The following is a 13,393-nucleotide window of genomic DNA, read 5'->3' as shown; positions in this document are numbered from 1 at the left end:
GCCTCAGCACGGGCACCCGCACCGGCACGGACACCCGCATCGGTATGGCGGCACGCATCGGCCGGGCTCAGCCGTACACGCTCAGCCTGTTCCGTAGCGTCGTCGGGTTGCTCTTCACCTGCCACGGAGTCGCTTCGCTCTTCGGTCTCCTCGGCGGTCGCTCCATACCGGCGGGCACCTGGCCGGGCTGGTACGCCGCTGTCATCCAACTCGCCGTGGGCGCACTGGTGCTGCTCGGTCTCGGTACCCGGACGGCCGCGCTGCTGGGGTCGGGTTCCATGGCGTTCGCCTACTTCGACATCCACCAGCACCGGGGGCTGCTGCCGATCGAGAACGGCGGCGAGGCCGCTGTGTTCTTCTGCTGGGCCCTGCTGCTGATCGTCTTCTCGGGTCCCGGCGCGCTGGCCGTCGACCGGCTGATCACCGATCGCCGCGCGGCCCGTGCGGCCGCGCGGGCCGGGGGTGACCGGCAGCGGCACCTGGCGGTACCCGTCTGAGGGGACGGGACCGCCGCGCGACGACACCGGCTCTCCGGGCCTGACCCCGGAGGGCCGGTGTTGCGGTGTCGTGCGGCTGCCGGTTCACGCCGACTCCCGCACCACCAGCTCCGGTTCGAAGACGACCGATGTGACGGGCCGGCCGGGGTGCTCGATGCGCTCCTGGAGCAGCCGGGCCATCTCGGCCGCCATCCGCTCCACCGGCTGCCGCACCGTCGTCAGCGGCGGCCGGCAGGCCACGGCCACCGAGCTGTCGTCGAAACCCACCACGGCCACGTCCTCGGGGACCCGCCTGCCGTGTTCCCGCAGCACCAGGCAGGCGCCCTGCGCCATCAGGTCGTTGGCCGCGAACACCGCGTCCAGGTGCGGGTGTTCGTCCAGCAGCCGGGCCATCGCCTCCACCCCGCTGTGCAGCGTGAAGCCGCCCTCGGCCACCGGTACGTCCGGGTGCCCCTGGCGTGCCATCGCCTCCCGGAAACCGGCCAGCCGCTGTTCGCCCGCGGCGACGTCCTGCGGCCCCGCGATGGTCACGGGGCGGCGGCAGCCGCGGGCGAGCAGATGCGCGGCGGCCAGCTCCGCGCCGTCCCGGTGGGCGAGGTCCACGTAGCTGATGGGCACGGACGCGGCGGGCCGCGCGAAGAGGACGGCGGGCAGCCCGGCCGCCGCGATCATGCCGGGCAACGGGTCGTCGGCATGGGTGGACACGATCAGCGCGCCATCGGCGCTGCCCTGCCGCAGATAGCCGACGACCTGGTCACGGGCGTCCGGGGTCTCGGCGAACATCAGCACCGGATGCATGGAGCGCGGCCGGAGGTACCCGACGACGCCGGCGGCGACCCGCCCGAAGAACGGATCGGCGAACACCCCGGAGGCGAAGGCGTTCTGTTCGGCCTCCGACGCGCCACCGGCCCCGGAGACGACGAGCGCGATGGTCTCGGCCCGTCGGGTCACCAGCGCCCGCGCGGCCCGGTTCGGCGTGTATCCGGTCGCGGCCACCGCGTCGCGTACGGCCTGCTGGATCGCGGGGTCGACATTGCGGATGCCGTTGACGACGCGCGACACGGTCGCACGGGAGACTCCCGCCGCGCGCGCCACGTCTTCCAGGGTGGGCATGGCGGCGGGCGCCTCGGGCTCTCTGCTCATGGACGCACTGTAGTAGGACTGGACGGAGAGCGCTCTCCGTCCAGTCGACCCGGGGCCATACCTCATCGCGGAGGCGCCGCGGTGGTACGACGTGCCGTCCATCGGGTGAATATCGGCCGGTCCTGAACTCATTGGGCCCATGGCTTCACTCGGATGCCCCGGTCTCCGGTGGCGGGGTGTCAGATTCCTGCTGATGGTGAGGGCGTCGCTTCTGCGAATCGATGAGCCGACGGAGTGTCAGCCTTCGCAGGGTGGCGAAAGGAATCATCTCGATGCGCACTGCCCGCACCCTGCTCGCGTCAGCTGCCGTGACGGCCGCCCTCGCCTTCACCGCTCCCGCCGCGTACGCCCTGACGACTTCCGGCGCGCCGAACTCGGACAGCGGCGCTGCCGCCAGCAGTGACCACCACGACAACTCCGGCGACAGCGACCGCGGCGGCCGTGGCGACCACGGCCACGACCACGGGCAGGGCGGTCACGACCACGGCCACGGGCACGGTGACCACGACCACGGGCAGGGCGACCACGGACACGGGCAGGGTGACCACCGGCCGCACGGCGGGGTGCACACCGGTGGTGGCGCTCTCGCCATGATTCCGACGGTGACCACGGGCGACGACGGCGGCAACGCGTACGGGGACGACAGCGGCAACGCGTACGGGGACGACAGCGGCGACGCGTACGGGAACGACGGCCACGGCCAGGGTGACCACGACCACGGGCAGGGCGGTCACGACCACGGGCAGGGTGACCACGACCACGGCCAGGGCGATCATGACCACGGCCAGGGTGACCACGGACACGGCCACGGTGACCACCGGCCGCACGGCGGGGTGCACACCGGCGGTGGCGCTCTCGCCATGACCACGGCGCTGACCACGGGTGACGACAGCGGCTCGTCCTCCGGCCTGGACGAGGGCGACTCCTGGAAGGACGGCTCCTGGAACAGCGACCAGGACGGCGCCTGGAACAACGACCAGGACGGCGGCCGTGACCGCCACCCGCACGGTGGCATGCACACCGGTGGCGGTGGACTCGCGTCCAACGGCGGCGTGGCCGCCGGTTCGGTGCTGCTCCTCGGCGGTGTCGGCGCGGGCGTCTACATGATCCGCCGCCGTCGCAACGCCTCGGGCCTGTCGATGGCCTGACCGCCACGCCGTTCGCACATCCAGCGTTGACGAGGCCACCGCCCCAGGGGGCGGTGGCCGCAACGGTGGTGAGCCGCAGCCGCGCGAGACCGCCCGGACGCGCGCCCGGACACCTCCGCCCCGCCCCACCTCCACCTTTTCCGCCGCCCGCCCGAAAGGCAGCACCCGATGGCCGCTGAGAAGCTTCCCCAGCCGAAGCCTTCCGTCCCGTCCCCGAAGAGCGTTGTGCGACCCCTCCACCGCGTACTGCTGTGGCCTGCCGCGGCAGCGGGCGTGGGTGCTCTCCTGCTCTGCAACTCCTTCGGAATCGGATTCGGGAACCCGGCGGGCGACGCCAAGGTGCAGTCCCGGCCCGCGGCCGCGGCCTCCTCGGCGCCCCGGACGACCGTGGCCACCGCCCCGCTGTCCCGTTCCGAGCCGACCCGGCTGACGATTCCGACCATCGCCGTCGACGCGCCGTTCACGGCACTGGGCCTCGGCACATCGGGCCGGCTCAACCCGCCGCCCGCGGACAACACCAACATGGTCGGCTGGTACCGGGGCGGCGCCACCCCCGGGGAACGCGGCGCGGCGATCGTCGCGGGCCACGTCGACACGAAGACCGGCCCGGCGGTGTTCCTGCTGCTGCGGACCCTCAAGCCGGGGAGCGAGGTGGACATCACCAGGAAGGACGGCACGGTCGCCACCTTCAAGGTCGACTCGGTGGAGACGTTCAGCAAGGCCGACTTCCCCGACAAACGCGTCTACGGCGACACCCCCGACGCCCAGCTCCGTCTGATCACCTGCGGCGGCGCATACGACAGGGACGCCCAGGACTACGTGGACAACGTGGTCGTCTTCGCCCACCTCGACTCGTCCAGGAACGCCTGAACAGCGGCCTGTTGACGGCGGCCCGCCCCCATGGCCGGCGCCACGGCGACGGCTGCGCTGCCGGAGTTCCCGGTGGCGCCGCCCACCAGGAGGGTCTCGCCCGCACGCAGGCCCGCCGCGAGGAGACCGCCGTACGGCACGAGGAGCACCCGCAGGGCGCGCGGGCCGCCGTCGCCGCGGGTGCTCAGGCCCTGCAGCGTGATGTCGGGGGTCGGCGCGCCGTCGCGTGCGCGGACGGCGGGGTCGCAGGAGACCCGGTGCCACGCGATACGCCGGCCGGTGGGCCGGCCTCCGCACCGGTGTGACCCGCACGGGTGTGACGCGCCCCACGTTCCGAGTGTCCGGCTTGATCCCGGGCAGGCATTCTCACCGAGCGGCCGTGCCACCTGACGGTGATCATTGAGTGAGCGGGACATCTCACGATCTGATACATACGGGGTGTCGTGCGGCCGCTCGTTAGACTGAGCCGACCGCAGAAATGACTGGATCGAGGAGCGCACGTGGGCCTTGTCGTGCAGAAGTACGGAGGCTCCTCCGTAGCCGATGCTGAAGGCATCAAGCGGGTTGCCAAGCGAATCGTCGACGCCAAGAAGAGCGGCAACCAGGTGGTTGTCGTGGTGTCAGCGATGGGCGACACGACGGACGAGTTGATCGATCTTGCCGGGCAGGTGTCGCCGATTCCCGCCGGGCGGGAGTTCGACATGCTGCTGACCGCCGGAGAGCGGATCTCCATGGCCCTGCTGGCCATGGCGATCAAAAACCTGGGCCACGACGCCCAGTCGTTCACGGGCAGCCAGGCCGGTGTCATCACCGACTCGGTCCACAACAAAGCGCGGATCATCGATGTCACGCCGGGGCGGATCCGTACCGCTCTCGACGAGGGCAACGTGGCCATCGTCGCCGGTTTCCAGGGTGTGTCGCAGGACAAGAAGGACATCACCACCCTCGGCCGCGGCGGTTCGGACACGACCGCCGTCGCACTCGCGGCGGCCCTCGACGCCGAGGTCTGCGAGATCTACACGGACGTGGACGGTGTCTTCACCGCCGACCCCCGGGTCGTCAAGAAGGCCCGGAAGATCGACCGGATCTCCTTCGAGGACATGCTGGAGCTCGCCAGCTCCGGCTCCAAGGTGCTGCTGCACCGCTGCGTCGAGTACGCGCGCCGCTACAACATTCCGATCCATGTCCGGTCCTCGTTCTCGGGGCTGCAGGGCACCTGGGTCAGCAACGAAGCACGAGTCGAAGCACAAGGGGAAGCGTCAGTGGAGCAGGCCATCATCTCCGGTGTCGCGCACGACACCTCCGAGGCGAAGATCACGGTCGTCGGTGTGCCCGACAAGCCGGGCGAGGCCGCCGCGATCTTCCGCGCCATCGCGGACAGCCAGGTCAACATCGACATGGTCGTGCAGAACGTCTCAGCGGCGACGACCGGTCTGACCGACATCTCCTTCACGCTCCCGAAGGACGAGGGCCGCAAGGCCGTCGACGCGCTGGAGAAGTCGAAGCCGATCGTCGGCTTCGAATCGCTGCGCTACGACGACCAGATCGCCAAGATCTCCCTCGTCGGCGCCGGGATGAAGACCAACCCCGGCGTCACCGCGACCTTCTTCGAGGCGCTGTCGGACGCGGGCGTGAACATCGAGCTGATCTCGACGTCCGAGATCCGCATCTCGGTGGTCACCCGTTCCGACGAGGTCAACGAGGCCGTGCGCGCCGTGCACACCGCCTTCGGTCTCGACAGCGACTCCGACGAGGCAGTCGTCTATGGGGGCACCGGGCGATGACCGGCACCGGCCTCCGGGCAGGAGGCCGTAAGCCGGCGCTCGCGGTCGTGGGAGCGACCGGGGCCGTCGGTACCGTGCTGCTCCAGATGCTGTCGCAGCACGCCGACATCTGGGGCGACATCAGACTCATCGCCTCCCCGCGCAGGACCGGCCGCAAGCTGGTCGTGCGCGGGGAGGAGTCCGAGGTGCTCCCCCTCACCGAGGAGGCCTTCGAGGGCGTCCAGGTCGCGCTCTTCGTCGTCCCCGACGACGTCGCACGCGAGTGGGCGCCCGTCGCCGCGTCCAAGGGCGTGGTGGTCGTGGACAGCTCCGGCGCCTTCCGGATGGACCCGGACGTGCCGCTCGTGGTGCCCGAGGTCAATCCGCACGCCGTACGGCTCAGGCCGCGCGGCATCGTCGCGTCCCCGCACTGCACCACGCTCGCGATGATCGTGGCGGTCGGTGCGCTGCACGCCGAGTTCGGACTGCGTGAGCTGGTCGTCTCGACGTACCAGGCGGTGAGCGGCGCGGGGAACCCCGGCGTCGAGGCGCTGCGCAGCCAGACCGCGCTCGTCGCCGGTACGGAACTGGGCACGCACCCCGGTGACGTACGCCGGGCCGTGGGCGACGACACCGGGCCCTTCGCGGCCCCCATCGCGCTCAACGTGGTGCCCTGGTCCGGGTCGCCCGCCGCGGACGGCTGGTCGTCCGAGGAGCTGATGCTCCGCGCCGAGACCCGCAAGATCCTGGACCGGCCGGCGCTTCCGGTGACGGCGACGTGCGTACGGGTCCCGGTCGTCACCACGCACTCCCTCTCGGTGCACGCGCGCTTCGAGAACGAGCTGACGCTCGGGCGGGCGCACGAGATCCTGGCGACCGCGCCGGGTGTGGTGCTCTTCGACGACCCGGACGCGGGGGACTTCCCGACCCCGGCCGACGCGGTGGGCACGGATCCGGCCTGGGTGGGGCGTGTACGGCGGTCGCTGGACGACCCGCAGGCGCTCGACCTGTTCGTCTGCGCCGACAACCTCCGCAAGGGGGCCGCGCTCAACGCCGCACAGATCGCGGAGGCCGTCGCGGCCGAACTGCGGGTGCCGGAAGCCTGAGGAACACACCCGCTGTTGCCCCGTACCTGATCCTTTGTAGATTTTGTGTGCCCGCTGTGAGCAAGACGTGAGTCTGAACCACTTGAACTCGGGCTCGCGCCTGTTACACGATTCAGTCTCCCGTACCTCTGCAACCGCAGCCGGGACATGTGCGTCTTTGGGGTGGCCTCTTCCCACGCAAGATGCCGTGGAAAAAGGGGCATTGGGGGAGATCGGGTACGCATGAGGGCATTGGCCGCATCGTCAAAGGCGATGCCATACGCGTACAACCCTGGCGGGGGGAAGCGTGTCCAACTGGCGTGGCAGAGGTTCTCGATTTTGCAGCGGTGTCCGCACGGGGCGGAGTGGTCCGCCCGCTCCGGCGACCACGCGTGTCCGGCGGTATGCCGGTGATCGCCCCCGTGCCGACCCGGCCCAGCGCTGTCCCGTCCCAGAGCGGCGAGGGCGCTGACGACGCCATGACCGCCGGCACCACCGTCGATCACCTCACCGAGACCTACCGCGCCCACTACCGGTCGCTGCTGGGTCTCGCGGCGCTCCTCCTCGACGACACGGCCTCCTGCGAGGACGTCGTCCAAGAGGCGTTCATCCGCGTCCACTCAGCGCGCAAACGGGTCAGGGACCCGGAGAAGACGCTCGCGTACCTCCGCCAGACCGTGGTGAACCTGTCCCGGTCCGCGCTGCGCAGGCGCATCCTCGGACTGAAACTCCTCTCCAAGCCGATGCCGGACATGGCGAGCGCCGAAGAAGGGGCGTACGACCTCCTGGAGCGCGACGCGCTCAAGAAGGCCATGCGCAACCTCCAGCGCCGCCAGCGCGAGGTCCTGGTGCTCCGTTACTTCGGTGACATGACGGAGGCGCAGGTGGCCGAGGCACTGGGGATATCGCTGGGTTCGGTGAAGGCGTACGGTTCGCGCGGCATCGCCGCGCTGCGGGTGGCCATGGAGGCACCGGCATGAGCGGGAAGCCGGACAGGCCCGACGAGTGGGACATGCCCGCCGAGTGGCGCAAGCAGTACGGCGGTCCCACCCGGTCCGTGAACAACCAGGCGGGGAACGGAATGCAGAACGACGGTTCCGACAACGCTGTCGACGGCCTCGACGAGGACGAGCTCGAACTGCGCAGGATGATGCACGGCGCCGTGCGGGGGCTCACCCCGTCCGACGACGCGCTCGACCAGCTGCGCAGGGCCGTACCCGCGCGCCGGGCCCGGCGGCGGCAGGTCGTCGTCGGCGCGGCCGCGGCCGCACTGCTCGTCGGGACGGCGGTCCCGGCCTTCATCCATGTCGCCGATGCGGGCGACGGGGTCAGGAACAGCCCCGCGATGGCCGGCCACGGCCACCGGCCCCCCGACGGCAAGGGTGCCGCGGCCCCCGACGGCGGCAGGAAGGACCACGGCAAGGCGGCCGACGACGGCGCCGACGGCCGGGACGGGAAGAAGGACAAGCCGAAGGGGGCCGGCAGCGGTACCCACGGCGGTCCGGGGGGCGGGGCGGCCGGCCGGTCCGACAAGTCGCTCGACTCGCTGCCGGCCTGTGCGGCCCAGCAGCTCGGCGTCACATCGGCGGACACCGGCACACCGAACGCCGACGGCACGGTCTACGGAACCTTCCGGGTCTCCAACGTCTCGCACAGCCAGTGCGCGGTCAGCGACGCGGGCACCGTCAACTTCCAGGCGCTGGGCGCCGCCGACGCCGCCCGCATCACCGTGGTCGACCACACGGCGGGCGACGCGGCGGGCGGTCTGCCCGACCCGTCGCAGGACGCGACCGGTCTGGTGCTCGGCCCGTCCCAGGCGTACGAGGTGAAGTTCGCCTGGGTCCCCGCCGAGACCTGTCCCACCGGCGGCGGTGCCACACCGGAGCCGACCCCGTCGGCCGGATCCGGCGGCACCGGGGGCCCGGCGGCCTCCGGGGGAACGGGCGACGGCGGTCCGGGGACGAACGGCGGCACCGACGCCACCCCTCAGCTCGGCAGCGGCGAGGGCACGTCGGACGGCAGCGTGGCCGTGGTGCACGAGGCGGAGCCGGGCGTACCGGCCGCGGAGGCGACCATCCCCAACGCGTGCGCGGGGACGATCTACCGCACCGGTCTGCTGACGGCACCGTAACCGGCCGGGCGGCGGCCCAGGACGACAGAAGGCCCAGCCCGGCCGCGGCCCGGGTACGGCACAGGCCGATCCCGGGGCCGCCAAGGCCGGGACGCGACACGGCCCGGCACACCAAGGCCCGGCACGCCAAGCCCCGGAACGCCAAGGCCTAGCGGCGGCCGGACACCTCCGGGGCGGCGGCCCCGTCGGCAGCGGCGTTCTCCACGGCGGCCCCGTCGGCAGCGGGCTCGTCCGCGGCGGCGTCGCCGTCCGGCACCGCCACCGTGACCGGTTCGGCGTCCGGCATGATTCCCAGCTCCAGGTCCCTGAGCGCCTCGGCCTCCCGCCTGGCCAGCCGGAACCACATGAAGACCACGAAGCCCGCGAAGACGAACCACTCGCCGGTGTAGCCGAGGTTCTGGAAGGACTTCAGGTCGAGCCCGCTGTTCTGCGGCGCGGCAGCCGGGACGGCCTTGAGGCCCGCGGAGGCGTGCGGCAGCGTGATCCACGCGTCGTACACGGGGTACGGCACGACGTTCACCAGGGAAGCCGCGCTGATGATCCCGATCTGGTCGGCCGGCAGCCCGCCCCCGGTGTAGGCGCCGTCGGTCCCGCTGTTCTCGGACGCCTGGAGCGATCCGGTGACCTTGACGGCGCCCTTCGGCGGCGCGGGCGGCTTCGCACCCTGCGGCAGCCAGCCGCGCACCACCGGAAGCGCCTTGCCGCCGTCGGTGCGGAGCAGGGTCAGGACGTACGACCCCTCCTTGCCGTCCACGGACCGGTCCGGCACCAGGAACTGCCTGCCGTACTTGCCGGTCGCGCTGGCCTGCCGACCCGACGTGTCGAGGTTCACGGGCAGCAGGGAGTCGAGCGGCGCCGACGCCTGGCGGGCCGGGTCGGGCCGGTGCTCGTCTGTCCGGTGGGTGGCCACCCGGTCCTCGAACCTGCTCAGCTGCCAGGAGCCCATGAAGATGCAGAACGGGATGGCGAGCAGGGCGAAGACGGTGATCCCCCACCAGCGGGGTGTCAGCAGGAACCGGTACACATCCCTTACGGTACGGGGCGCGGTTCCGGAGCAGTGCCCCGGACCCCGCCCCGCACGCCCCGCCCCTTATGGCCTGCTACTTCCCGTTCAGGTACCGCTCGGCGAAGTCCAGCTCCAGGCGGACCTGCTTGATCCGCTCCTCCACCACGAGCGAGCCGTGGCCCGCGTCGTACCGGTACACCTCGTGGACCGCCCCGCGGCCGGCGAGCCGGTCCACGTAGTTCTCGACCTGCCGGATCGGGCAGCGCGGGTCGTTCACGCCCGCCGAGATGTAGACCGGCGCCCGCACCGCGTCCACATAGGTCAGCGGCGACGACGCGGCGAACCGCTCCGGCACCGTCTCCGGAGTGCCGCCGAGCAGCGTCCGGTCCATCGCCTTCAGCCCCTCCATCTCGTCGTGGTACGCCGTGACGTAGTCCGCGACCGGCACCGCGGCCAGCCCCACCGCCCAGGCCTCCGGCTGGGTTCCGAGCCCGAGCAGCGTCAGATAGCCGCCCCAGGAGCCGCCCGCGAGGACCAGCCGGGCCGGGTCGGCGAGGCCCGACGAGACCGCCCAGGCGCGGACGGCTCCGATGTCCTCCAGCTCGATCAGCCCGACCCGGTGCTTGAGCGCGTCGGTCCAGGCCCGGCCGTAGCCGGTCGAGCCCCGGTAGTTGACCCGTACGACCGCGTAGCCGTGGTCGACCCAGGCCGCCGGGCCCGAGGCGAAGGCGTCGCTGTCGTGCCAGGTCGGGCCGCCGTGGATCTCGAAGACCGTGGGGAACGGGCCGTCCCCCACGGGCTGCTGCACCAGCGCGTGGATCCGGCCGCCCGGACCCTCCACCCACACGTCCCGCACCGGCACGGACTCCGGCGCCCTCATCCCCGGCGGGTCGAGCACGACAGCGCCCGACGTGGAGCGCACGACCGGCGGCAGCGCGGCCGACGACCACAGGTACTCGACCGTGCCGTCGGGCCTGGCGGTGGCGCCGGACACCGAACCGGCCGGAGTCTCGATGCGGACGAGCTGCCCGGTCGCCAGCTCGTAGCGCCACATCTCGCTGCGCGCCTCGAAGCTGTGCACGATCAGCAGCGCGGTCCCGTCCGGGTACCACTCGGCGCTGACGTCGCCGGGCAGCTCGACCGCCGGGGCGCTCTCGGCGCCCGTCGCCACGTCCCAGACCATCGGCTCCCAGCGGCCCCGCCGCTGGTGCCCGACGAGCAGCCGGGTGTCCCCGGCGACCGGCGCGAACCCGAGCACCTGGAGGCCCAGCTCCTCGGTGCCGCCCCTGGTGTCGTCCAGCTCGGCGACCGTCGACCCGTCGGTGCGGACGACCCGCAGCGCGGAGTGCATGGCGTCGCCGTGCTCGGTGTGCTCCAGCGCGATGAGCGTCCCGTCGTACGAGAGGTCACCGACCCCGGCGGACTCCCGGTGCCGGTAGATCTCGACCGGATCGGCGCCGGGCCGTACGACGTGGACCGTCGAGCCGTCCTCGTCCGTCGACCTGCCGACCACGGCGGTACCGTCCCGGCCGATCCCCAGACCGCCGGGGTAGGAGGGATCGAGGCCGGGGGCGGCGGGCTCGTCGGGCCCGCCGTGGAAGGGCTGGCGCATCCAGACACCGAACTCGTCCCCGTCGGTGTCGTCGAACCACCACAGCCACTCACCGTCGGGCGACAGCGTCCCGTCGGTCGTCCCGGCCGGCCGGTCGGTGGCCCGGCGCTGCTCGCCGCTCGTACGGTCCCAGGTGTACAGCTCATACGTGCCGGTCGCGTTGGAGACGAAGAGCGACCGCTCCGGAGCGTCCTCGGCCCACTCGGGCAGTCCTACGCGGGGGGCCCGGAAGCGCTTCTCCCAGTCGGGCATGGTGTGTTCGTCGTGACTCATACGCCCCATTGTGGCCGCCCGGCGGGGGGCGCCCCGAACGGAACGTCGGGTGACCGCCTGGGTCCGCTTCTTCGGCTCTTCGTGCGGCCTGGCCGACTCGCTTCCCTGGCCGCTTTCGGACGGCAGTCCGGTATTCGGCTGGGGTTGCCGACACAGGCGGTCGTACGGTGTATCCGTACATGATCATTACAGGGGGGCGGCTATCAAGGCCGTTGATACGGGGGCGACATGAGTGACCTGTCGATCGACTACGAAGTGCTGAACCGGGTGAGAGGCAATCTTGATCACATCGCCCACCTGATGAAACAGCCGGGCCGGGACATGGAGCACATCAGCGGCGCCTCCATCGGGGTCCCCGAACTCGCCAGGCGCATGGACCACTTCGGCGACGAGTGGTCGTACGGGATCAAGAAGCTGACGAAGTTCTCGGTGAACGCGTCCGAAGCGCTGCTCAAGATCAAGGAGTCCTTCGAGAAGCTCGACGCCGAACTGGCCCACCCGAATGCCAAGGGCAAGAAGGGGGGCAAGTAGCCATGGCTGAAGCGCTGGCGGAGCACTTTCCCGCCCTGGGCTTCGTGCCCTGCCCCGGTGATCACGTAGTGGCGGACGAGGTGGCCAAGACGGTCCACCGGACGGCGAAGGCGCTCGTCGAGATCTGTCAGGTCCTGCACGGCACCGGCGCCGGTGACTGGAAGGGCAAGACGGCGGAGGCCTTCCGGGCCAGGTTCGACGACGATTTCCGGCCCCGTATGGACGATGCCCGAGACTCGTTCAACGGCGCGGCCGCCGCCCTGCAGGACTGGGCGGATTACATGGAGCACAAGCAGAACGCCGCCGCGCACCTGGAGACCGAGGCGGCCGAGGCCAAGAGGCGGCTGGGTACGGCGCACGACACTGCGGACAAGCTCGACAAGGCCGATGCCGACAAGAAGGACAGCGGAGATCACAAGGACGAGGTCGAGGCGGCCGGCAAGGCGGTGCACTCGCAGCAGCACGAGCTGGACGAAATTCGCGGCAGAGGGCACAAGCTGGCGGGCGACTACCACACGTATGGGAATGAGATCGCCGGTCGGCTGAAGAAGGCCATGGACATCGCCCCGAACGAGCCCGGTATGTGGGACAGGCTCGGGCACGCCATCGAGTCGCTGGGTGAGGTGCTGGCGGACCTGCCGGGCGCAGTGGCTGATGCCCTCGCGGATGTCGGCCACTGGCTGCAGGATCATGCGGACTGGATCACCGTGGCGGCCTCGGTCGTCGGCGTCATCGCGATTTTCTGCCCGGTACTGGCTCCGCTGGCCATCGGGCTGAGCGCTGTCGCGTTCTTCGCGCATGCGACGAAGTACGGCAAGAGCAAACTTTGGCCGCCCACGGGCGGTAACGCCTCCAACTGGCTCACTCTCGGCGGTGATGCGCTGGGCATGGTGCCCGGTATCGGTGCTGCGTACAAGGGAATCGGTGCCGGAGTGAAAGCGGGACGGGCGACTGAGGGTGTTGTCGCGGGGACCAAGGTCGGGCTCAAGACAGTGGGTGCGACGGCGAAAGGGCTGATGAAGGCCGCCGACCCGGTCGCCAGGGTGATCGACAAACCCGTGATGGCCGCCGCGACCAAACTGGGCGTATCGCGCGGCACTGCCCTCACCATCACGGAGGGCGTTCAGGCAACTGCCATGACCGCTTGGACCGCGCCAACCGTTCTCAACCTGGTGGACCCAAGCCCGGGCCATTCCACAGCTTCGACTTGGGGCACCGGCGTGGCCGACATCGCCACGGGAGTCGGTGGCGGGAAGGCCGGCGGTGTGCTGGCCGTCGGCAGCGCCATCGGCCTGGGCGTCTGGCAGTTGACCAGCTGATGACATCCTTCGACG

General features: G+C 71.3%; 13 protein-coding genes. 9 read left to right on the top strand and 4 right to left on the bottom strand.

What is annotated here, in order from left to right; all coding sequences use genetic code 11:
* The first annotated feature begins 44 nt into the window (after positions 1–44).
* Positions 45–497: a DoxX family protein gene (locus OG285_RS15525; RefSeq protein WP_356826894.1), complete on the top strand. Its 453-nt coding sequence runs from the start codon at positions 45–47 to the stop codon at positions 495–497.
* An 84-nt stretch (positions 498–581) separates the two neighbouring features.
* Here the strand turns inward: OG285_RS15525 and OG285_RS15520 are convergent, their stop codons facing one another.
* Positions 582–1,640 (bottom strand): LacI family DNA-binding transcriptional regulator, encoded by a 1,059-nt coding sequence (locus OG285_RS15520; protein ID WP_356826302.1) that lies wholly within the window; start codon positions 1,638–1,640, stop codon positions 582–584.
* Between the two features lie 272 nt (positions 1,641–1,912).
* On the opposite strand from OG285_RS15520, the gene OG285_RS15515 reads away from it, so the two are divergent.
* Positions 1,913–2,788: a hypothetical protein gene (locus tag OG285_RS15515; protein ID WP_371791280.1), complete on the top strand. Its 876-nt coding sequence runs from the start codon at positions 1,913–1,915 to the stop codon at positions 2,786–2,788.
* A 168-nt stretch (positions 2,789–2,956) separates the two neighbouring features.
* Positions 2,957–3,658: a class F sortase gene (locus OG285_RS15510; RefSeq protein WP_356826298.1), complete on the top strand. Its 702-nt coding sequence runs from the start codon at positions 2,957–2,959 to the stop codon at positions 3,656–3,658.
* Here the strand turns inward: OG285_RS15510 and OG285_RS15505 are convergent.
* Positions 3,604–4,074, bottom strand: a complete 471-nt coding sequence (locus OG285_RS15505; RefSeq protein WP_371791279.1) for a hypothetical protein — start codon at positions 4,072–4,074, stop codon at positions 3,604–3,606. The two genes, OG285_RS15510 and OG285_RS15505, sit on opposite strands and share 55 nt — an antisense overlap.
* A gap of 84 nt (positions 4,075–4,158) precedes the next feature.
* Between OG285_RS15505 and OG285_RS15500 the strand changes: the two genes are divergently transcribed.
* From OG285_RS15500 to OG285_RS15485, 4 genes are all read left to right on the top strand, one after another.
* Positions 4,159–5,442: an aspartate kinase gene (locus tag OG285_RS15500; protein WP_356826296.1), complete on the top strand. Its 1,284-nt coding sequence runs from the start codon at positions 4,159–4,161 to the stop codon at positions 5,440–5,442.
* Positions 5,439–6,527, top strand: coding sequence for an aspartate-semialdehyde dehydrogenase (locus OG285_RS15495; RefSeq protein WP_371791278.1), 1,089 nt, complete (start codon positions 5,439–5,441; stop codon positions 6,525–6,527). The genes OG285_RS15500 and OG285_RS15495 overlap by 4 nt, the downstream gene beginning before the upstream one ends.
* 299 nt (positions 6,528–6,826) lie before the next feature.
* Positions 6,827–7,486: a SigE family RNA polymerase sigma factor gene (locus tag OG285_RS15490; protein ID WP_356826292.1), complete on the top strand. Its 660-nt coding sequence runs from the start codon at positions 6,827–6,829 to the stop codon at positions 7,484–7,486.
* Positions 7,483–8,637 carry a hypothetical protein gene (locus OG285_RS15485; RefSeq protein WP_356826290.1) on the top strand — a complete coding sequence of 385 codons (1,155 nt, stop codon included), beginning with the start codon at positions 7,483–7,485 and terminating at the stop codon, positions 8,635–8,637. Before OG285_RS15490 ends, OG285_RS15485 begins: the two co-directional genes overlap by 4 nt.
* A 148-nt stretch (positions 8,638–8,785) precedes the next feature.
* On the opposite strand, the gene OG285_RS15480 is transcribed toward OG285_RS15485, so the two are convergent.
* On the bottom strand, positions 8,786–9,661 hold the full coding sequence (locus tag OG285_RS15480; protein WP_371791277.1) for an SURF1 family protein: 876 nt from the start codon (positions 9,659–9,661) through the stop codon (positions 8,786–8,788).
* A 76-nt stretch (positions 9,662–9,737) separates the two neighbouring features.
* The gene (locus OG285_RS15475; RefSeq protein ID WP_371791276.1) at positions 9,738–11,537 is read right to left on the bottom strand and encodes a prolyl oligopeptidase family serine peptidase; all 1,800 of its coding nucleotides are present in this window, start codon (positions 11,535–11,537) and stop codon (positions 9,738–9,740) included.
* Between the two features lie 219 nt (positions 11,538–11,756).
* On the opposite strand from OG285_RS15475, the gene OG285_RS15470 reads away from it, so the two are divergent.
* Together OG285_RS15470 and OG285_RS15465 are read left to right on the top strand one after the other, a co-directional pair.
* Entirely contained in the window at positions 11,757–12,059 is a 303-nt protein-coding gene (locus OG285_RS15470) for a hypothetical protein (RefSeq protein WP_371791275.1), read from the top strand.
* Positions 12,060–12,061: 2 nt separating this feature from the next.
* The gene (locus tag OG285_RS15465) at positions 12,062–13,378 is read left to right on the top strand and encodes a putative T7SS-secreted protein (protein ID WP_371791274.1); all 1,317 of its coding nucleotides are present in this window, start codon (positions 12,062–12,064) and stop codon (positions 13,376–13,378) included.
* Positions 13,379–13,393 lie beyond the last annotated feature (15 nt).

It is taken from the genome of Streptomyces sp. NBC_01471 (assembly GCF_041438865.1).
GTDB lineage: Bacteria > Actinomycetota > Actinomycetes > Streptomycetales > Streptomycetaceae > Streptomyces.
This window is presented reverse-complemented; position numbering and strand designations above follow the sequence as displayed.